A 20,927-nucleotide genomic window follows, 5' to 3' on the forward strand; every position below is an offset into this window, starting at 1 on the left:
GGCCGAGTACCAGCAGGGGGACTACCGCACCGGCCAGTTCCCGGTGCCGGACTACCACACCGGGCAGTTCCCGATCCCGGCGCAGGAGTCGCAGGGGCAGGACTACCCGACCGGCCAGTTCCCGCAGCCCGACTACCACACCGGCCAGTTCCCGGTGCCGGAGCACCTCGCCGCGGGCGGCTACCCGCAGGACCAGAACGGCTATGCCGCGCCCGCCGAGGCCGAGCCCGGCGTCTACGTCCTGCCGCACCAGCAGCACACGCACGCGCCCGCCCCGGAGGCCGGAGCATGACCACCCCCTCCACCGCCGGTGACGACGACAACCTGACCGCCCCGGCCCCCGGGGTCCCGCAGGGAGCACCCGGCAGCGCCACCGGCGGCGCGCTCGGCGGCGCCCGCCAGGCGGGCACCGCCGCCACGGTCGGCAGCGGCAGCGCCCGGATCCCGGCGCAGCAGTCCGCCGGGGCGGCCGTCACCTCCGCGGGCCTGAGCCTGACCGCCCCGGCGCGCGCGGGCGGCGGATCCGCGACGGCGGTCGCGGACGCGCCGATCGGCCTGGGCGCCTCGCCGGTCCGCGCCGACGCGCTGGCCAAGGCCATGGGCACCTTCCCCTACGCCGCCGACCTGTGGGCCGAGGGGCTGCTCTGGGGCGCGGTCGCCCGCGCCCCCTACCCGCACGCCCGGATCGTGTCCGTGGACATCGGCCCGGCGCTGGCCGTGCCCGGTGTGCACGCCGTGGTCACCGCCGCCGACCTGCGGCCGGGACCGTCCGGCCGACCGGACGGCGCGCCCAGCGGGCCGATCGTGCAGGACCGCCCGGTCTTCGCCGCCGAGGTGGTCCGGCACCACGGCGAGCCGGTCGCCGCGGTGGCCGCGGACCACCCGGACACGGCCAGGCTCGCCGCCGCCGCGGTGCTGGTGGTGTACGAGCCGCTGGAGCCGCTGACCGACCCCGAACAGGCGTTCACCGCGCCGCCGATCCACCCCGACGGCAATCTGTTCCGGCACCAGCCGGTGCGCTTCGGCGACCCGGAGGCGGTCGGCGACATCGTGGTGGAGGGGCTCTACCAGGTCGGCCGGCAGGACCCGGCCCCGATCGGCGCCGAGGCCGGACTCGCCGTGCCGCGCCCGGACGGCGGCGTGGAACTGCACGTCGCCAGCACCGACCCGCACGGCGACCGGGACCGGGCCGCGATGTGCCTGGGCCTGGAGCCGGACCGGGTCCGACTGGTCGTCAGCGGCGTCCCCGGGGCCACCGGCGACCGCGAGGACGTCGGCTTCGAGGTCGCCCTCGGCCTGCTCGCGATCCGCACAGGGCACCCGGTGAAGATGGCGCTGACCAGGGAGGAGTCCTTCCTGACCCATGCCCACCGGCACCCCGCGCTGCTGCGCTACCGGCACCACGCGGACGCCGAGGGCCGTCTGGTCAAGGTCGAGGCCCAACTGCTGCTGGACGGCGGCGCGTACGCCGAGGTGTCCAGCGAGGCGCTGGCCGCCGCCGCGGCGATGGCCGTGGGCCCTTATGTGGTCCCGCACGTCTTCGTGGACGCCTGGGCGGTGCGCACCAACAACCCGCCGGCCGGGCGGATGCGCGGCGAGGGCTCGCTGCAGACCTGCTTCGCCTACGAGTCGCAGCTGGACAAGCTGGCCGCCGCGCTGGACCTGGACCCGTTGGAGATTCGTCGCCGAAACGCCATGTCGACCGGTGACCTGCTGCCGACCGGACAGGCCGTCACCTGCCCCGCGCCGGTGCTCGGCCTGCTGGACGCGCTGGCCGCGGAACCGTTGCCGGCCCTGCCGGTGGACCAGCCCGACGACGAGTGGCTGCTGCCCGGCGGCCCGCACGGGGCCGGCGACCCGGCCGCGGTGCGGCGCGGCATCGGCTACGCGGTCGGCATGGCGCACATGCTCGGCGCGGAGGGGGCCGACGAGGTCTCCACCGCCTCGGTGCGGATCAGCGGCGCGCAGGCGTCGGTGATGTGCACCGCGGTGGACACCGGCACCGGCTTCTCCACGCTGGCCCGGCAGATCGTCCAGGACGTGCTGGGCATCAGCGACGTCTACATCGCCCCGGTCGACACCGACCAGCCCCCGGCCGGACCGTCCGCCCGCGGACGGCAGACCTGGGTCTCCGGCGGCGCGGTCGAGCGCGCGGCGCTGATGGTCCGGCACCAGCTGCTGCAGCCGCTGGCGGCGCAGTTCGGCATGTCGCCCGAGCTGCTCACCATCGCCGACGGCAAGATCACCTCCTATGACGGGGTGCTCGGCATGCCGGTGCTCCAGGCGCTGGAGGGCAAGGACCTGTGGGCCACCGCGCAGTGCCGCCCGCACCCCACCGAGCCGCTGGACCCGGAGACCGGCCAGGGCGACGCCTTCGTCGGCCTGGCCTTCTGCGCGATGCGCGCGGTGGTCGACGTGGACGTGGAGCTGGGCACGGTCCGGGTGGTCGAACTGACGGTCGCCCAGGACGTCGGCCGGGCGCTCAACCCCGAGCAGATCGAGGCCAGGATCGAGGCCGGGGCCACCCAGGGCCTGGGCCTGGCGCTGATGGAGGAGCTGGTCGGCGACGGCGGTCGGGTCGCCAACCCGTCCTTCACCCACTACCGGCTGCCGACCTCGCTGGACGCCCCGGTGATCCGGGTGGCCGCGCTGGTGGAGGAGCGGGACGTGGTCGCGCCGTTCGGCGCCAAGGCCGTCGGCGCGGCCCCCGCCGTGGTCGCCCCGGCGGCGGTGGCGGCGGCGGTCCGCGCCGCCACCGGCCGCGCGGTCACCCGGCTGCCGATCCCGGCCGAGGACATCGCGGGCTAGCCCGCCCGGTGGCTTCTCGAGGTCGTTCACCGGACGGACCCTGGCGGTAGCGCCTCAGTCCTCCTCGGCCACGGCCCGGCGCGCGGCCCCGCGCAGCAGCACCACCGCGCCTGCGGCTGCCAGCAGCACCACCGGCAGCTCGTAGTCGAGCGTCACGATGGCGCTCGGCTGCACGGACACCACCGCTGCCGCGAAGACGGCGACCGGGACCAGGTAGACCCCGGCCGCGACCATCCAGCGCGGGTCGCGGATCGCCACCGTCGCCCGTAGCGCCAGCAGCAGCAGGCAGACCGTCGCGACCAGCGGCGGCGCCAGCATCGCGGCCAGGGTGGCGCCGCCCGGGGTCGGGAAGGCCGGTGGCCGTGGCGCGGGCAGCAGCAGGGTCCTGCTCCAGGCGGTGAACCCGGCCTGGACCAGCAGCACCGCGAGCCACCCCCAGGACCGGCGGGGGAGCGCCCCGCGGGTCCGCCGGTGTACGGCCAGGACCAGCGAGCCGACCGCGATCAGCCAGAACTGCGCGGTGCCGGGGCTCAGCCAGCCGCCTGCCCCGGCCGACATCGCGATCGTCCGGGAGGAGAAGAACCCGACCAGGAGGTCGGTGCCGTGTGCGGGCAGCCGCAGCGTCTGATAGGTCGTCACCAGTGCCGGGACCAGCCCCAGTACGGCGGCGGCGACCATCGTGCCGCGCAGCAGCGCGAGCGCGGCCAGCAGCGCTGCGGGCAGCAGCACCGGCAGGTCGGCCCGCTGCTGACTGCCCGACAGACTGCCCAGCAGCGTCCCGGCCTGGGTCAGCGCCAGCAGCAGCAGGCCGAGCCGCAGTCCGTCCGCCCAGGCCGGGACCAGGTCGAGCCCGGTGCGCAGGCGGGCCAGCAGCCCGGCGTCCAGCAGGCTCGCCGACTCGCGCGGCGAGGGCAGCCGCCGGGACGGGGCGGCCTCCAGCAGGGTGCCGACCAGCTCGTCGCCGTGGCGCTCGCGGTACTCCCGGGGGTAGCCGAACAGCAGCGCCCGGTACCAGCGTTCGGTCCAGCCCACTCCGCCGGTCATGCGATCACCGGTCCCGCTCCGGCCGCGGCCGGTCCGGTGCCGCGCGCCGTGCGCCTGGGCGCGGTCCGCGCCGTCCGTCCGGTCACCACGGCCGCCGCGGCGGCCAGTCGCCCGGCCTCCTCCTGGACCGCCTCGCGCCCGGTTTCGGTGACCCGGAAGTAGCGCCGGGGCCGACCCGCGACGACCTCCTCGCGGTCCACCTCGATCAGGCGGTCGTCCGTCATCCGCTCCAGCGCCCCGTACAGGGTGCCGACGGCGAGGTTCACCCGGCCTCCGGACTGCTCCTGCGCCCGCTTGATGACCGCGTAGCCGTGCAGCGGTCCATCCAGCAGTGCGGCGAGGATGAAGTACGTGGCCTCACTCATCATGCTCCGTCGTCTGCTCACAGCTCCGAAGATATATCGGCAGCCGAAGTATGGGAAGAGCGCGCGAAGAGGATCGCGCCGAGCCGGCTCTCGGGCGAGCGGAGGGTGGTCCGCGCCTCCACGGTGAACCCGGCGTCGGCGAGCCATTCGGCCACCCGGTCGGGCCTGCGGCGGTGCACCAGGACCCGCATCGGGTGGCCGCCGTAGCCCTCGGTCTTCAGTCGCGCGTCGTCGCCCACGTGGAAGCCGAGCAGCAGCAGGCCGCCCGGCCGCAGCACCCGCCGGAACTGCGCCAGGACCGCGCCGATCTCCTGGTCGGGGACGTGGATCAGCGAGTACCAGGCGACCAGGCCGCCCATCGAGGCGTCGGCGAGGTCGAGGTCGGTCATCGAGCCGACCTCGAACCGCAGGCCCGGGTGGTCGCGCCGGGCCACCTCGACCATCCCGGGGGACAGGTCGATCCCGAACGCGTCCGTGCCCAGGCCGCGCAGATGGGCGGTGACCCTGCCGGGCCCGCAGCCCAGATCCGCGACCGGCCCCCCGCCGCCGTCCCGGACCAGTTCCGCGAACAGGGCCAGGGCCGCGCGTTCGTAGGGCATCCGGTCGAGCAGGTCGCGCACCTGCTCCGCATAGCTCTCGGCGACGGTGTCGTAGGAGGCGCGGGTGTCGGCCAGCCAGTCGTGGGTGCTCATCCGGACACGGTAGTCGCGGGGGTGCTTCGGTCCTACGAAACGACAAACAGGTGATCTCGGGACGTGCGTTTCGGTGTGTCGCCCGGGACGTCCCGCGGGGGCTGAGAAGCTCGCGGCATGCTGTCTCTTCTGCGCCGATTCGCGGTATTCGTCCTCACACTGGCGGCGCTGTGGGGCTCGACCCCGGCCCCCGCCGCCGTGCTGGCGGCCGGAACGGACTTCGCGCGGGTCTTCACCGCGCAGGACAACGGCGCCATCGCGATCTTCGGCAACTCGCTGATGAGCTGCCCGACCGCGCAGTCCGGCTGCGCCCAGGCGCGGACCGGGGCCGGATCGAGGCTGAACAACAACGACTGGTCGATGACCTGGGTGGACGCTGACAACGACGCGTCCACGATCTCGTCGTCCAGCTCCGACGTGGTACTGCCGACCGGGGCGACCGTGCTCTGGGCCGGGCTGTACTGGGGCGGCGACCGGGCCGCGTCCGGGGACGCGGCGTCGCGGACGATGAAGCTGCGCGCGCCCGGGGGCGCCTACCAGTCGCTGACGGCGCAGCGGTACATGACGCTCACCGCCGGACGCGGCCCGTACCACGCGTTCGCGGACGTGACCGCCCGGGTGCGGAGCGGCGGGACCGGCACCTGGTGGGGCGCCGACGTGGTCTCGCAGACCGGCGCCGACAAGTACGCGGGCTGGTCGCTGGTGGTCGCCTACCGCGACCCGGCCCAGCCGCTGCGGGACCTGACCGTCTTCGACGGCTTCACCCAGATCACCACCGCCGCGCAGCAGACCCTGCGGCTCAGCGGCTTCCTCACCCCGCCCTCGGGGCCGGTGAAGACCCAGGTCGGCGTGGTCGCCTACGAGGGCGACCTGGGTCTGACCGGTGATCAGATGCAGCTCGACCACGTCGCCCTGCAGGACCAGGTGGTGAAACCGGAGAACTTCTTCGACTCGGGCAACACCTCGCTCGGGCGGCTGACCACCACCCGGAACCCGGCCGACCGCAACCAGTTCGGCTACGACGTCAAGCGGTTGCAGGCGGACGGCATCCTGGCCAACGGGTCGACCTCGGCGTCGGTCGGGCTCACCACCCGGGGCGACGTGTACTACCCCGGTGTGGTGACCACGGCGATCGACCTCTACTCGCCGCAGTTCCCCGGGGACACCAAGTCGGTGGTCGACCTCGACGGCAACAACCCGGTGCAGCCCGGCGACACGCTCCAGTACACGGTCGTCTACAGCAACACCGGGGAGGACTCGGCGACCGACTCGGTGGTCACCGATCCACTGCCGGGCGGCATCAGCTACGTACCGGGGTCGCTGGTGGTGACCGCCGGGGCGAACCCCGGCCCGAAGACCGACCGGACCGGTGACGACCAGGGCGAGTACGACGCGGCCACCCGCACCGTCCGGATGCGGATCGGCGCGGGCGCGAACGCGGCCCGGGGCGGGACGCTGGCGCCGAGGGACACCTCGACCTTCACCTTCCGGGCCACCGTCGACCGCGCCGCGGGCGGCAGCACCCTGACCAACACCACCACGCTCGACTACCGGGCGAAGACCATCGACCAGCCCTACACCGCGACCGGATACCCGGTGGTGACCCCGGTGGCGCGGTCCGCCGACCTGGTCCTGGCCAAGTCGGTCTCGCCGAATCCGGGCGCGGCCGGAGGGCGGCTGGTCTACACCCTGGACACCTCCAACCGCGGGCCCTCGCCGGCCGTCGACACCGTCCTCACCGATGTGCTGCCCAGCGGCACGTCCTTCGTCTCGGCGGCGCCGGCCGGGCTGTGCTCGGCCGCCGGCCAGACGGTGACCTGCCGCCTCGGCACGCTCGCCGACGGCGCCACCTCCAGCGTGGCGCTGACCGTCCAGGTCGCCGCGGCGCAGCCGCCGGGGCCGCTGACCAACACGGCCTCGGTGACCTCGGCCACCCCGGACCCGAACCTCGCCAACAACACCACCGGGACCACCGGGTCGATCGCGGCGTCCGCGGACGTCTCGCTGACCAAGACCGCGTCGCCGACCACGGCCGTGCGCGGCGGGCAGGTCCGGTACACCCTGGTGGCCGCCAACGCCGGTCCCTCGGACGCGGCCGGAGTGACCGTCACCGACACCCTCCCGGCCGGGACGACGCTGGCCTCGGCGAGCGGGTGCACCAGCTCGGGCGCCGTGATCACCTGCCCGGTGGGCGCCCTGGCCGCCGGGGCGAGCCGCACCGTCACCGTCGTGCTCGACGTCGATCCGGGCCGTCCGGCCGGAAGCCTGGACAACACCGCCGCGGCGACCAGCACCACCCCCGACCCGGACACGGGCAACAACACCGCCACCGCAAGCCTTCCGGTCGCCTCCTCCGCCGACCTGAGCATCACCAAGGTCGCCTCGCCCACGCCGTTCACGGCCGGGACCGCGGGCCGCTATCTGATCCGGGTCACCAACCACGGCCCGTCCAACGCCGAGGGCGTGGTGGTCCAGGACCCGCTGGCGCCCGGGCTGACCCTGGTCGACGCCTCCACCGACCACGGGCCCTGCGGCATGCTGCTCGGCGGCCCGGTGCGCTGCGGGCTCGGCACCGTCGGCGCCGGGGCGACCGTGCTGGTGACGGTCAACACCGCGGTGGCGGCGGGCGCCACCGGTCCGATCGCCAACACCGCGACGGTCACCTCGACCACCCCGGACCCGGCGCCCGGCAATGAGAGCGCCACCGCGCACACCCAGGTCGACGCCTCCGCCGACCTGGCCATCACCAAGTCCTCGAACCCGGCGCAGCCGGTGCCGGGCCGGCCGGTGACCTACACGCTGACGATCGTGAACCACGGCCCCTCCGACGCCCGGGGCGTGGCCGCGAGCGACGCCCTGCCCACCGGGCTCACCGCCGGGTCGGTCTCCGCCTCGCAGGGCAGCTGCGTGGTCGCGACCGTCAGCTGCGACCTCGGGACGCTGCCGAACGGCGGCACGGCGACGGTGACGATCGGCTCCACCGTCCCGTCCGGGTCGGCCGCGGACCTCACCGACGTGGGCCGGGTCTCGGCCACGACCGCCGATCCGGACCACGGCAACAACAGCGCGACCTACACCTCGACGGCTGCGGCCCAGGCCAACGTGGGGATCACCAAGACCGCCTCGCCGGCCACCGTGGTGGCCGGACAGGACGTCAGCTACACCCTGGTGGTCACCGACCACGGCCCGTCGGACGCCCAGGACGTCGCGGTCACCGACCCGCTGGCTCCCGGGCTGACCCTGGTCTCGGCGACCGGCACCGGCGGCGTCAGCTGCGGCCCGACCGCCCCGGTCCACTGCACCGTGGGCACCCTGCCGAACGGCGCGTCGCGGACGATCACCGTGGTCGCCCGGGTCGCCGCCGACACGACGGCCGCGACGGTCAGCAACACGGCCACGGTCACCACCACGACCGACGACCCGACCGGCTCCAACCACAGGGCCACCTCGACCACGCCGGTCGCCACCCAGGCCGACCTGGGGATCACCAAGACCGGCACGCCGGACCCGGTCACCGCCGGACAGACCGTCAGCTACCGGCTCCGGGCCACCAACCACGGTCCTTCCGACGCCCAGCACGTCACCGTCTTCGACCCGCTGCCGGAGGGGACGGACTTCCTCTCCGCGACCGTCTCCAACGGCGGCAGCTGCGAGGCCTCCGGCGGCAACGTCAACTGCGACCTCGGCACCGTCCCCGACGGCGGCTCGGTCCAGATCACGGTCGAGGTCCGGGTCCGCGCCTCCACCCCCGCCGGGACGCTGACCAACACCGCCCGGGTGAACACCGCGACCCAGGACCCGAACGCCGCCAACGACGAGGCCGCGGCGACCACCACGGTCACCACCGACGCCGCGCTCTCGATCGCCAAGACCGTGTCCCCCGACCCGGTCGTCGCCGGACAGCGCGCCGTCTACACGGTCACCGTCGGCAACGCCGGACCGTCCGACGCCACCGACCTGACCGTCACCGACCCGCTCCCGGCGGACGCGGTGTTCGACAGTGCGCAGCCCTCGATCGGCACCTGCGAGACCAAGGACACCGTCGCGACCAAGGCGAACGTGCTGACCTGCCGGGCCGACCGGCTGCCGGCCCAGGGCACGATGACCGTCCGGATCACCGTCGACGTCGCCGCCTCGGCCACCGGGACGCTGCACAACGAGGCCGAGGCGGCCTCGCCGACCCCGGGCCCCGACACCAGGACCACCACCCTGGACACCCCGGTGAGCACCCTGGCGACGCTGCTGGTCACCAAGACCGTCGAGCCGGAACCGCTGGTGGCGGGCTCGTCCGCGACCTACCGGATGGTGCTGACCAACCAGGGCCCTTCCACCGCCCGGGACGTCGTCCTCACCGACACCCTGCCCGCGGACGCCCAGGTCATCTCGGTGACCCAGGACCAGGGCAGCTGCGACACCACGGCCGTGCCGCTGGTGTGCCGACTCGGCGAGGTGAGCCCGAGCGAGTCGATCGCCGTGGTGGCGATCGTCCGGATCGCGCCGACCTCCACGGCGACGTCGGTGACCAACCGGGTGCGGGCGGTCTCCCCGACCGCCCCGGTTCCGGCGACGGCGGCGGCCACCTCGACCGTGGTCCGGCAGGCCGACCTGGCCGTCACCAAGACCTCGCCGGTGACCGCCGCCCACGCGGGCACCGAGGTCGGCTACGTGCTGACCGTGCGTCAGAACGGACCCTCGACGGTCGGGGAGGTGGCGGTGACCGATCCGCTGCCCGCGGGGACGACGCTGGTGTCGGCCACTCCGTCGACCGGCAGCTGCACCCCCGGCGCCACCGTCAGCTGCGCGCTGGGCACGATGGCGCCCGGGGACATCGCCACCGTCGCCCTGGTCGTCGCCATCGCGCCTGACAGCAGCCCCGGGCAGATCAGCAACACCGCGACGGTGTCCACCGGCGACGCCGGCGTCACCGACCCGGACCCGTCGAACAACAGCAGCGAGGTCACCCTGCCGGTGGACGCGGTCGCCGACCTCGGCATCACCAAGACCGTCGGCCCCGCCGCCCTCGCCCCCGGCGAGCCGCTCAGCTACACGCTCACGGTGACCAACGCGGGACCGTCCACCGCGCTGGGAGCCGTCCTGGACGACGCGCTGCCGATCGGCCTGGGCCCGGCGACGGTCACCCCGGGCCGTCCCGGGTGCACGGACGCCAACACCCTGTTCGACCTCAAGGGCGGCCGACTGCTGTCCGCGACCTCCAGCCAGGCGATCCACTGCGACCTCGGCGCCCTGGCGCCCGGCGCGAGCCGCACCGTCACGGTGACGGCGCGGGTCGACTCCGGCTTCCGCGACCAGCGGATCGCCAACACCGCGTTCGCCCACTCGCTGGTGCTCGACCCGCACTTGGCCGACAACGAGTCGACCGCGACCGCCGAGCTGCACCCGCGGGCGCGGCTGACCCTGGTCAAGACCGTCACGCCGTCCCCGGCGACCGCGGGCGAGACCGCGGTCTGGCTGCTGACGGTCACCAACTCCGGCCCCTCGGACGCCTATGACGCGGTGGTGACGGACACCCTCCCGGCCGGGACGACGTTGCTCGACAGCGGCTCGGCGCCCTGCGCGACGGCGGGCGCCAAGGTGACCTGCCAGGTCGGCCGGATCGCCGCCGACGGCACCGCGGTCGTCCCGCTCACCACGAGGATCGCCCGCACGGCGACGGGCACGCTGACCAACACCGCCACCGTCACCGCCCCGGCCGCGGACCCGGCCGACCCCGGCGCGACCGGAACGGCGGTGGTGCGACTGCTGCCGCCGAAGCCGCTGCCGACCCCCACGCCGACGCCGACGCCCACCCCGACCCGTAGCTCGGCGCCGACCCCGGGGCCGAAGCCGCTGCCGGACACCGGGGCCGTCGTCCTGCCCTACCTGTGGGGGGCCGTCGCGGCCTGCCTGCTCGGCATCGGGGCGTTCACGGTGACCCGGCCCCGCAAGGGCCGCCGGGGGTGAGCGGGGGGCCGCCGGGGGTGGCCGGGGTGACCGGGTGAGCGGGGTGGCCGGGGTGAGCCGACCGCAGGCTCAGGGGCGGTCCGGCTCCTCCTCCTTCAGCAGGTCGTACTCCGCGAGCAGCGCTCCGATCTGGGTCTCCTCCAGCCGGTGCAGCACCCGCCTGCGGAGGAACTCCGGCCCGGGGAGGCTCAGTTCGGCGCCGTCGCGGAGTCGGCTGGCGGCGGCGAGCAGCGCCCGCAGGTCGTAGGTGGAGGCATGCACCTCGGGGACTCCGCGTTCGACCCCGAGGAGCCGGTAGGCCGCACCGGCCAGGGAGGCCAGCCCGGCCCCGACGAACCAGGCCGTCTTCCGGTCGGCGCCGGCGGGCTTGCGCGGGCGCGCGAACGCCTCGTAGTTCCCGTTGCTGTAGTACACGCGCCCACTCCCTTGGGTCAGTGCCGGTGCTGGTCGATCAGTGCCGGTGCATGGTCTGCAGGGCTTCGAGCAGGACCTTGGGGTCGTGGCCGCCCTTGTAGACCGGCGGGGGCTGCTTGTCGAGGTGCAGCAGCTCCGCCACGGCGGCCCACGCGGTGCGGACCGAGTACTCGACGGTGAACACGACGTCATCGGGGACCTCGGCGTACTGGCCGATGAAGGCGAGGTTGGTGGAGCCCTCCGGCACGACCTGGGGGCGGTCACCCGCCTTGCGGACCAGGAACTGGCTGGTGATGTAGGGCATGATCGCGGGCCGGACGATCGAGGACTCGACGATCTGCTCGGCCTGGGCGAAGCGCAGGTGCCCCATCACCTCGGTCAGGATCTCCCGGCCGGTGCACTGCGACATCGGCTTGGCGACGTGGTCGCCCGCCTTGTCCGGGAACAGGGCGTAGCCCCACCAGACGTAGGTGCCGGCGGGCTGCTCGTGGAAGTGCGGCTGGTGGTTGAGGACGATGGTCAGCAGCCACTGCGAGTCCTTGAACGTGATCAGGCCGCCCTTGCCGGCCTGGCTGCCGGAGAACTCCTCCATCAGCTTGAAGAAGGTCGGGTCCTGGGTGGTGACGGTGAACGAGCCCCAGGTGGAGTCCTTGACCGAGGTGGTGAACACGGCCGGGTCGCCCAGACCGGGCCGCTTGGCGGCCAGGGTCTGCCACAGCGCCCACGAGGCGTCGGGCGCGGAGGTGTCCAGGACGGCGGGGGCGTCGGTGCTGCCGAGGGTGGAGTTGGCGGTCATCGAGCCGTTGGTGACGAAGACCAGGTCCCCGGCGGCGACCGGGAGGTCCTGGCGGACACCGTCGCGGGTGCAGGCGACGGAGGTCACGGTGACGCCGTCGGCCGGGGCCAGCTCCAGGTCGGTGACCGTGGTGTTCCGCTGGAAGGCGACCCCTTGGCCCTCCAGCCAGGCCGTCAGCGGGCGCACGATCGAGTCGTACTGGTTGAAGCGGGTGCGGTAGATGCCCGACATGGTGTCAAAGGTCCTGAACAGGTGGACGAACCGGTTCAGGTAGCGGCGGAACTCGATCGCGGAGTGCCAGGGCTCGAACGCGAAGGTCGTGCACCACATGTACCAGAAGTTCGTGGTGAAGAAGTCCTCGGTGAAGCAGTCCGAGATGCGCTTGCCGTCCAGGTGCTTCTCCGGGGTGCCCACGCAGGTGACCAGGTCCAGGCGGTTCCGCTCGGAGAAGCCCATCGAGTGCGCGTCGACCGGGCTGCCGGAGGCGTCGACCAGGCGGGCCTTGTCGTTCCAGGCGAAGTCCTCGTGGAACGCGAAGGTGTCCGCGGTCACCGACTTCGCCGGGTCGTCGAGGGAGGGGATGGAGTCCAGCAGGTCGTAGGTGCACTCGAAGTGCAGCTCGAACATCCGTCCGCCGCGCATGGTGTACCCGTCCTGCGGCGAGCCCGCGGCGTCCAGGCTGCCCCCGACCCGGTCCTGTGCCTCCAGGATGGTGATGTCCGACCCGGCGAACCCGCCGTCCCGGATCAGCAGCGCCGCCGCCGACAACGACGCGATCCCCGCACCCACCAGATAGGCCTTCGCCACAGCACAGCTCCCGTTCGCTTGAGGGGCCGCACCGTCCGCCGTCCCCGACAGCCCCGTGCCGGGAGGCCGCGCGCAGTCACCCACCCCCCAGCTCACCACCGCGCCCACCGCTTGGCGTCTCGAGTGCTCCATTGGACTGACCCCACACCAGGCGGGGCCGCTGATCACCTTCACCGGGTGCGGCGGCTGCCACCCCAGCGCGTCGCGCCCAGGGGTGGGGGTCTGTGCTGCTCTCAGGGCGTGTATTCGTAGCCGATGACGAAGCGGGGAGGCAGCACCCACTCCCCGTACTCGACCACGCCGTTGTCGTCACTCCAGCGATGGGCGCCGGCGAGGATCGCGGAGCCGACCGGGATGCCGAGTCCGGCCGCCTCGCGTGCGTCAGCGGCCCGGCCGTGCATGTCATCGCGCGCATGCGTGATCTGGCGGCCGGTTGCTTCAAGGACCCGCGCGGTGAGTCCGGCGTTCTTGCCGGGTGCCGTTGAGAGCAGGTCCGGAACCAGGGCGGCGAACTGGGCCGGGTACCACGTGACAGCGAAGCACGTCCGAGTGGTGCCCCGTCCGGAGATCCACTCACGACGTACCACCTGGTCCCCGGTGTCCAGGTCGAACAGTTCCGCCACGTAGAGGGGAGGCAGGACCAATCCGGCGGCGGTCACGCGGCTTGTCTCCCCCTCCGCAAGGATGCTCTTGACCCGCTGGACCCTGGCGAGCCTGTCGCGGCTGCTGAGGCCCACGCGGGGCTCGTCCGAAACGAACGTGCCGCGTGGTGTGGTCCTGATGAATCCCTCGACCTGCAGGGCCTGAAGGGCGCGCGAGACGGTAGCGGCGGCCACCTGCCACGACCCGCTGATCTCACGGTTCGTGGGGAGCTTCGTGCCGGGCTCCAGCTCCCCGGACAGGATGCGCTGCCGGAAGTGGTCCGCGATGACCGTGAAGGTCTTCGAGCTGGCCATGTGCCGTGCTCCTTCGCACTGGTGACGTTCCGTCAAAGAGCAAACTAGTGCACTGGCAACCGTAGCGGGGTGCTTCCGCACTGGCGCACACGGATGCCGGGGAACTCAACCTGATGGTCACCGGCTCCGGCGTCCGGCTGCTCGACTGGGCCCTGTCGTGTCCGGGGCCCGACTGGACGGACGCAGCCCTGTGGGTCCCCCGGCTGATCGCGGCCGGACACACTCCCGAGCACGCGGACCGCACGGCCCGTCGCATCCCCGTCTATCGCGACGCCGACCCCGACCGCCTGGCGGTCTTCGCCCGGACCGTTCACGCGTTCTGGTCGCACCGCACGCGCGAGGAGCCGCTGCCCCACCGGGTCAGGTTGACCGAAGCCGCCGGGCGTTGGGCCCGGACTCGGAGGTGATCAACAGTGTGGAGCGGGGGTCAGCACCGGCGCTGGAGGAACCGCAGGCTGGTGGCGACCATCTCCCGCAGGTCGGCGCCCGCGAAGCAGTGGTCGGCTCCCTCGACGAGGACGAGCTCGCACTCGGCTCCGGCGTCCTTGAGCGCGCCGGCGAGGCGGACGCTCTGCTGGTGCGGGATGGTCAGATCGCGGGTCCCGTGCATCAGCAGGACCGGGGAAGCCGCCGCCGAGACGTGGTGGAGCGGACTGGCGAGCGCCGCCTGTTCGGGTGCGTCGGGCAGCGCGGCCCCGATGAGCCGGGAGGCCGAGGACCCGGGGTGGTCGTGGTCGATCACGGAGTCCGGATGCGCCTGCCGCTGCAGGGCGGGAAGGTCGGTGGGCGGGTACCAGGCCACCGCCGCACAGACCGCGCTGTCGGTTCCGGTCGAGGTCAGGGCCAGCATGGCGGCCAAGTGGCCGCCTGCCGACTCGCCCCAGGCCGCGATCCTGGCCGGATCGACGCCCAGTTCCGCGGCGTGCTGCCGCAACCAGCGTACGGCCGCCGCGACGTCGTCCCGCTGGGCCGGCCAGCGGGCCTCCCCGCTGAACCGGTACTGCACGGTGGCGACCGCGAATCCGCAGCCGAGCGCCGCGCCGACGGGGTCCGCGACGCCGAGCCAGGACTCGCCGACCCGCGGCGAGCCGAAGCGCCACCCGCCCCCGTGGATCCACACCAGCAGCGGGACCGGGCCGGGGGCGTCGGCGGGGACGCTCAGATCCAGCAGCAGCGGCCGGTAGCCCTCGATCTCGGCGAAGCAGAGGTCCCGGTGGACCGTCCGGTCACGTCCGGCCGCGGTCACTCCTGGTACCGGTAGCGCTGGATCTTCCCGGCCCGGGACCGGCTGAACTGGGCGATGAACTCGACGGTGGCCGGCACCTTGTGCGCGGCCAGGATCTCGGCGCAGTGCTGCCGCAGCTCCGCCGCGGCCGGCGGTCGGCCGAGGTCCTCGGGCACCACCAGGGCGTGCACGGTGTGGCCGAGGAGGTGGTGCGTCCTGCCCACCACCAGGACCTCTTTCACCTGCGGGTGCGTCAGCAGGCAGTGCTCGGTCTCACGGGCGCTGACATTGGCGCCCCCGACGATGATGACGTCGTCGACCCGGTCGGTGAGGAACAGGAATCCGTCCTGGTCCAGGTAGCCGAGGTCGCCGACGCTGAAGAACCCGCCCGGCTGGGAGCGCAGGTGGGCGGTCTCGGCCGCGGTCAGCCGCCGGGTCGCCCCGGTGCGCATGAACACCTCGCCCACCTCGCCCGGGGGAAGCCGCCGTCCGGCCTCGCCGACGACCCGGACCTGGGTCATGAACGGGCGTCCGACGGTGCCGGGCCTGGCCAGCCAGTCCGTACCGGAGTTGACGACCGCGCCGACCATCTGGGTGGAGCCGTAGAGCTCGAACACCCGCTCGCCGCCGAGGCGGGAGATCCAGGCCTGCTTCACGTCCTTGGGGCAGGCCGCGGCTGTGTGCATCAGGCCGGTGAGCCGGGCGCCGAAGGCGTCCGCCAGGTCGTCGGAGGAGTCGATGACCGCCATCTGATGGGGCGTGGTCTGGCACCAGGTCGGGGGGAAGCGCAGGCAGGCGTCACGCAGCGCCGCCGCGGTGAATCGGTCGACGACCACGAGGTGGTTGCCCGCCAGCAGTCCGGTCATCGCCGAGGTGAAGGGCGCGGCGTGGCACAGCGGACCCATCACCAGCTGGGTGGAGTCGGGCTGCCAGCCCATCGCCTGCAGCAGTATCCGCTGGCTGGAGAGCTGCGCGATCGGCCGGCCGGCCACCGGGATCAGCCGCGGCAGGCCGGTGCTGCCACCGGACGGCAGGTACCAGGCCTCGGCGGGCTCGTCCACCGGGTCCTCGGCGGTGTAGGCGGCGGTGGGGGCGTCGGCAGGCTGGGCCGACCCGGTCAGGTCGGCCGGAGTCAGGTCGGCCGGGGCGAGGTCGGGGAACTCGTGGACGTCCTCCTGCCGCTCGTCCACCCCGGTGAACAGGGTGGCGAGTTCGGTGGGGGTGGAGTGCGGCGGCACGATCAGCGGGGTCCGGCCGGCGTTCCAGGAGGCCAGGACCGCGATGAAGAACTGGGCACTGTTGGGGAGCGACACCAGGGTCTTGCCGCCGGTCGTCCCCGCGGTCAGCTCCCTGGTGGCCCGGTCGATGTGCCGCCCCAGCTCGGCCCGGGTCAGACTGAGCCAGTCCCCGCTGGAGGAGCGGGCCGACAGGACCAGTTCGTCGGGCGAGTCGGCCGCCAGCCGGGCCAACTGCCGGACGACCGAGGGGGAGAGCACCGGGGCCTCGCGCTGCCGGGTCACCGGGCGGCCCCGTCTCCGGAGCTGTCCCCGGCGGAGGCCAGCAGGGCGCGGATGGTCCCCGCCTGGTACAGGTCCGAGGCCAGGGTGCCCAGACCGCACTCCTCCTCGGTGCGATGGATGATCTCCACCGCGGCGAAGGAGTCGCCGCCCAGGTCGACGAAGTCGTCCTCGACGCCGACCTCGGGCACGTCGAGCACCTCCGCCCAGATCGCGGCGAGGCCGCGTTCGAGGTCCGTGGCCGGGGCGACATGGGTGTGCGCGGACCCGCCGCGCAGGCCGTCCTGGAGCCAGGCGGGATCGATGCCGCCCTCGGCGTCCCGTGGGATGCCGTCGACCACCAGGACCACGTCGGGGAGTTGGTCCGTCTCCCGCCGCAGGGTCATCCGGAATTCCAGGGCGGGGGTGTGCCGGGCCGTGACCAGCAGCACGGTCTGCCCGGTCGGCGGGCTCAGGACCAGGGCCGCCTCGGTCGTCAGGAGCTTCTCGCGGAGGATCCGTGACGTCTCGTCAGCGATGGTGAGTTCTTTGAGCATCGGCGTTCATACCTCCTGGCGGGCAGGTGTCTCGGTGGTCAGGGAGTGGTGGACGGCTTCCAGGTTGGGGGCCACGAAGACGTCAGCGATGGGGAGTTCGCATCCCCAGCGTGCTTCGACCGCCGCCGTCAGCTCCAGTGCGGTCAGTGAGTTCCCGCCCAGGGTGAAGAAGTCGCTCTCGGGCGCGGGGGCGGCGGTGTGCAGCAACTCGCCGCACAGGTCCAGGAATTCCGTCAGCGTGGGTGCTCCGGCAGCGGGCATGGGTGGGTCCGTCGTCACAGGGGGGTCCTCTCGCTCGACAGCGCAAGCTCAGGCATCGCGGGGTGGTGGGCGCGGCAGTGAGCAGTCGGCGGCTCTGCTGCGGCGGAAGGCGTGACCGCGGTGGGCGGTCGATCGCGACCTGGAGTCTGCACCACCGCGTCAGCCGCTGGCAAGGGGCTCAGGGGAACGCAAGCGGGACCGCGGGCTTCGGAGTGCCCAGTGATCGAAACTTTCGGCGGGGATATCCGGATTCATACAGACAAGGCCAGGTGGAACGCGGAACAGGCCAGGAATAGTGCTTGACATTTACCCGGAGCGGTCATGAGTATCTAGCCGTGCAGTGACGAACTTGCAAGAAAAAGTCAATATTATGCAAGAAAATGTTAGGAGTACTCGTGGCACGTCCGCATCTGCTGACGGTCGCCTTCGCGGCCGGCGCAGAGCGGGAGGCACCGTTGACCTGGGGGCAGACAGCCATCTGGGATGTCCTGCGGTGGCTCCCCGAAGGCGGTTCCGGGCTCAACCAACTGCTGCGGGTCACCGCACCGCCGGACACCGGCACGAACCGGGTCCGGGCCGTGCTGCAGACCCTGATGGAGCGTCATGAGGTGCTGCGTTCGGCGTTCCTGGCGCGCGACGGCAGTCTGCTGCAGCAGGTCAGAGCCTGTGGGGTACTGACGGCCGAGGTATACGAGATCCCGCCGGGGGCGGGGCGGGCCCCGACGGCCCGCGTCGCGGAGGCGCTACGGAGCCGGCCGTTCGTCCTGGACACCGAACTACCGGTCCGCGCCGCCGTGTTCACCAGGGACAACCAGGTCACCGAGATCGTCCTGGCGGTGAGCCACATGGCACTCGACGGGTGGAGCCTGAACCTGGTCCAGCGCGAACTGACGGCGCTGCTGCAGGCCGGAGCCACCGCCCCGACCCTGCCGGACGCGCAGCAGCCGGTCGAGCGGGCCGCCTGGGAGTCCTCGGCGGCCGGGCTCGACCGGCAGCGCAGGAGCCTGGCGTTCTGGGAGCGCCACCTGCGCGAGGTGCCGGCCGAGATGCTCGGCGGCGAGGGCGGCGCACCGGTCCTGGAGTGGTCCCGGCTGGACTCGGTCCGGCTGGCCCGAGCCCTGTGGTCGCTCAACTTCCGGTACCGGATCAAGCCCTCGACCACTCTGCTGGCCGCCTCGGCACTGCTGCTGAGCGCCTACCAGGGAACACCGGAGGCAGCGCTGCGCCTGATCGTGGCCACCCGGTTCCGGTCCGAGGCGCGGCACACCGTCGGCGCGCTCAACCAGAACGCCCTGCTGCGGCTCCCGGTCGGCGGCGGGATGTTCTCGGAACTGCTGCGGCGCGCGGCGGACGCCGAGTTCGCCGCCTACCAGCACAGCGAGTACCACCCAAGGCTGCTGGACCGGTTGAGCGCGGACATCGGCCGGGACCGGGGCATCCCGGTGGACGGCTACCACTTCTTCAACGACGTCCGCTACACCGCCCGAGCCGGGCGGCCCCAGGCGGAAACCGGCGGCGGCACGGCACTGCCGGCGCTGGCCGGCCGGATCACCACACCGACTGAGCAGATCCAGGCCAAGGGCGCCCGTACCTTCCTCTACCTGCACGAACTGACCCCGCACGCGGTGCTGACCATGGGCATGGACCGCCGCTTCGGCGCGGGCCTGACCTCGGCCCGCTTCCTCACCGACCTCGAAGCACTGGTCACCCGGGTCGCCGAGAGCGACTGCCCGGTCGACGACCTGTGGAGCTCCCACGCCGCGGGCACCGCGGCGCGACGCGGCTGACCCCGCACGCCCTTCCCCACCCCACCCCACCCCACTCCACTTCCACCCGGAGGCGAACCACCCATGACCGATTCCACCGCAGTCGAGCCCGGCGCCCCCGACACCTGGTGGCGCACCGCCGCGATCTACCAGGTGTTCGTCCGCAGCTTCGCGGACGGCGACGGCGACGGCAACGGCGACCTCCCCGGCCTGCGGTCACGGCTGCCCTATCTGCGCGACCTGGGCGTGGACGCCCTCTGGATCACCCCGTTCTACCCTTCCCCGATGGTCGACAGCGGCTTCGACGTCTCGGAGTACTGCGACGTCAACCCGATGTTCGGCCGGCTCGCCGACCTGGACGCGGTGACCGAGGAAGCCCACCGGCTCGGCCTGCGGGTCATCGTGGACCTGGTTCCCAACCACACCTCGGACCAGCACCCGTGGTTCGTCGGGGCCCTGGGCGCCGAGCCGGGCTCCGCGGACCGGGACCGCTACCACTTCCGCCCCGGATCCGGCGTGGACGGTGAACTGCCGCCCAACGACTGGGAGTCGGTGTTCGGCGGCCCGGCCTGGACCCGCACCGCAGGCCAGGACGGCACGCCGGGGGAGTGGTACCTGCACCTGTTCGCCCCGCAGCAGCCCGACCTCAACTGGGAGAACCCGCAGGTTCGCGCGGACTTCGACGCCATCATCCGGTTCTGGCTCGACCGCGGGGTGGACGGCCTGCGGATCGCCGACGCCCACGGCATGGCCAAGGACACCTCCTACGCCGACCTCGACCGCAAGGCGCAGAGCGGCCTGCTGGGCAGCGAGCCGGTCCCCTACTTCGACCAGGACGACGTGCACGGGATCCTCCGCGGTTGGCGCACTGTCCTCGACAGCTACCCGACCCCCAGGATCGCGATCGGCGAGGCGGTCACGCCGACCGAGGAGCGCCTCGCGCGGTACGTCCGGCCGGACGAGCTGCACCAGACCATGAACTTCCGCTACCTGTCCACCCCCTGGTCCGCGGCCGAACTGCGCGCCGCGGTCGGTGACACCCTGGCGGCCAACGACGCGGTCGGCGGCGTCAGTTCGTGGATGCTCTCCAGCCCGGACACCCAGCGCGTGGTCACCCGGCTGGGCGACGGCGAGGCCGGTCTGCTGCGCGCCCGCTCCGCCGCCCTGCTGACCCTGGCCCTGCCCGGGTCCGTCTACATCTACCAGGGTGAGGAGCTCGGCCTGCCGGAGGTCCTGGACCTGCCCGAGGAACTGCTGCGGGACCCGGTGTGGGAGCGTTCGGGCCACACCGAGCGCGGACGCGACGGCGCCCGCATCCCGCTGCCCTGGCACGGCGACCGCGCCCCCTTCGGCTTCAACACGGTGGGGGAGGACAACGGCTGGCTGCCCACGCCGGAGAGCTGGCGCAGCCTCAGCGTCGAGCAGCAGGAGGCCAGGTCCGACTCGACGCTGGCCCTGTACCGCGCCGCGCTCCGGCTGCGCCGCGAGCACAAGGCCCTGGTGGACGGCGACCTGAGCTGGGACCAGGCCGAGGAGGGGGTGCTGGTGCTGCGCCGCTCCCCGAACTTCCTGTGCATCGTGAACACGACCGACGAGGCCGTGCCGATCGACCCGCCGCGAACCCTGCTGCTGGCCAGCGGCCCGCTGCCGGTCACGCCGGGGGACGGCACGGTCCATCTGCCGGGGAACACCGCCGGCTGGTGGCTCACCGACTGACCGCACACGCAAGGACGCATCCGCAACCCTGGCCCTACCAACCACGAGAAGCGAGACGTTCCT

The 20,927-nt window shown here is 73.2% G+C and carries 14 protein-coding genes; 4 read left to right on the forward strand and 10 right to left on the reverse strand.

The window, feature by feature from the left end; all coding sequences use genetic code 11:
- Nucleotides 1-288 precede the first annotated feature (288 nt).
- Nucleotides 289-2,808 (forward strand): xanthine dehydrogenase family protein molybdopterin-binding subunit, encoded by a 2,520-nt coding sequence (locus ACEZDE_RS22015; protein WP_380538444.1) that lies wholly within the window; start codon nucleotides 289-291, stop codon nucleotides 2,806-2,808.
- Nucleotides 2,809-2,862: 54 nt separating this feature from the next.
- On the opposite strand, the gene ACEZDE_RS22020 is transcribed toward ACEZDE_RS22015, so the two are convergent.
- From ACEZDE_RS22020 to ACEZDE_RS22030, 3 genes are read right to left on the reverse strand one after another with little or no spacing between them, the layout of a single operon-like run.
- Nucleotides 2,863-3,852 (reverse strand): hypothetical protein, encoded by a 990-nt coding sequence (locus ACEZDE_RS22020; protein WP_380538446.1) that lies wholly within the window; start codon nucleotides 3,850-3,852, stop codon nucleotides 2,863-2,865.
- A complete protein-coding gene (locus tag ACEZDE_RS22025; RefSeq protein WP_380538448.1) occupies nucleotides 3,849-4,238 on the reverse strand; it encodes a PadR family transcriptional regulator in 390 nt (129 codons plus the stop codon). The genes ACEZDE_RS22020 and ACEZDE_RS22025 overlap by 4 nt, the downstream gene beginning before the upstream one ends.
- A complete protein-coding gene (locus ACEZDE_RS22030; RefSeq protein ID WP_380538450.1) occupies nucleotides 4,235-4,909 on the reverse strand; it encodes a class I SAM-dependent DNA methyltransferase in 675 nt (224 codons plus the stop codon). The genes ACEZDE_RS22025 and ACEZDE_RS22030 overlap by 4 nt, the downstream gene beginning before the upstream one ends.
- A 117-nt stretch (nucleotides 4,910-5,026) precedes the next feature.
- Here ACEZDE_RS22030 and ACEZDE_RS22035 point away from each other — a divergent pair, with 117 nt between their 5' ends.
- Nucleotides 5,027-10,870, forward strand: a complete 5,844-nt coding sequence (locus ACEZDE_RS22035; protein WP_380538452.1) for a hypothetical protein — start codon at nucleotides 5,027-5,029, stop codon at nucleotides 10,868-10,870.
- Nucleotides 10,871-10,939: 69 nt separating this feature from the next.
- Here ACEZDE_RS22035 and ACEZDE_RS22040 read toward each other — a convergent pair whose 3' ends face one another.
- The 7 genes from ACEZDE_RS22040 to ACEZDE_RS22070 form a co-directional block, all read right to left on the reverse strand.
- The gene (locus ACEZDE_RS22040; protein WP_380538454.1) at nucleotides 10,940-11,284 is read right to left on the reverse strand and encodes a hypothetical protein; all 345 of its coding nucleotides are present in this window, start codon (nucleotides 11,282-11,284) and stop codon (nucleotides 10,940-10,942) included.
- Between the two features lie 37 nt (nucleotides 11,285-11,321).
- Nucleotides 11,322-13,019 (reverse strand): oleate hydratase, encoded by a 1,698-nt coding sequence (locus tag ACEZDE_RS22045; protein ID WP_449341712.1) that lies wholly within the window; start codon nucleotides 13,017-13,019, stop codon nucleotides 11,322-11,324.
- A gap of 101 nt (nucleotides 13,020-13,120) precedes the next feature.
- The gene (locus tag ACEZDE_RS22050; RefSeq protein WP_380538458.1) at nucleotides 13,121-13,843 is read right to left on the reverse strand and encodes a GntR family transcriptional regulator; all 723 of its coding nucleotides are present in this window, start codon (nucleotides 13,841-13,843) and stop codon (nucleotides 13,121-13,123) included.
- A 427-nt stretch (nucleotides 13,844-14,270) separates the two neighbouring features.
- Complete coding sequence (locus ACEZDE_RS22055; RefSeq protein ID WP_380538460.1) at nucleotides 14,271-15,089, reverse strand: alpha/beta hydrolase fold domain-containing protein; 819 nt, start codon at nucleotides 15,087-15,089, stop codon at nucleotides 14,271-14,273.
- A complete protein-coding gene (locus tag ACEZDE_RS22060; protein ID WP_380538462.1) occupies nucleotides 15,086-16,588 on the reverse strand; it encodes an AMP-binding protein in 1,503 nt (500 codons plus the stop codon). The genes ACEZDE_RS22055 and ACEZDE_RS22060 overlap by 4 nt, the downstream gene beginning before the upstream one ends.
- Nucleotides 16,585-17,121, reverse strand: coding sequence for a phosphopantetheine-binding protein (locus ACEZDE_RS22065; protein ID WP_380538464.1), 537 nt, complete (start codon nucleotides 17,119-17,121; stop codon nucleotides 16,585-16,587). Before ACEZDE_RS22065 ends, ACEZDE_RS22060 begins: the two co-directional genes overlap by 4 nt.
- Before the next feature lie 6 nt (nucleotides 17,122-17,127).
- Nucleotides 17,128-17,382: a phosphopantetheine-binding protein gene (locus tag ACEZDE_RS22070; RefSeq protein ID WP_380538466.1), complete on the reverse strand. Its 255-nt coding sequence runs from the start codon at nucleotides 17,380-17,382 to the stop codon at nucleotides 17,128-17,130.
- Between the two features lie 395 nt (nucleotides 17,383-17,777).
- On the opposite strand from ACEZDE_RS22070, the gene ACEZDE_RS22075 reads away from it, so the two are divergent.
- Complete coding sequence (locus ACEZDE_RS22075) at nucleotides 17,778-19,169, forward strand: condensation domain-containing protein (RefSeq protein ID WP_380538468.1); 1,392 nt, start codon at nucleotides 17,778-17,780, stop codon at nucleotides 19,167-19,169.
- Between the two features lie 63 nt (nucleotides 19,170-19,232).
- Nucleotides 19,233-20,864 carry a glycoside hydrolase family 13 protein gene (locus ACEZDE_RS22080; RefSeq protein ID WP_380538470.1) on the forward strand — a complete coding sequence of 544 codons (1,632 nt, stop codon included), beginning with the start codon at nucleotides 19,233-19,235 and terminating at the stop codon, nucleotides 20,862-20,864.
- Nucleotides 20,865-20,927 lie beyond the last annotated feature (63 nt).

It is taken from the genome of Streptacidiphilus cavernicola (assembly GCF_042510955.1).
GTDB classification, from domain to species: Bacteria; Actinomycetota; Actinomycetes; order Streptomycetales; family Streptomycetaceae; genus Streptacidiphilus; species Streptacidiphilus cavernicola.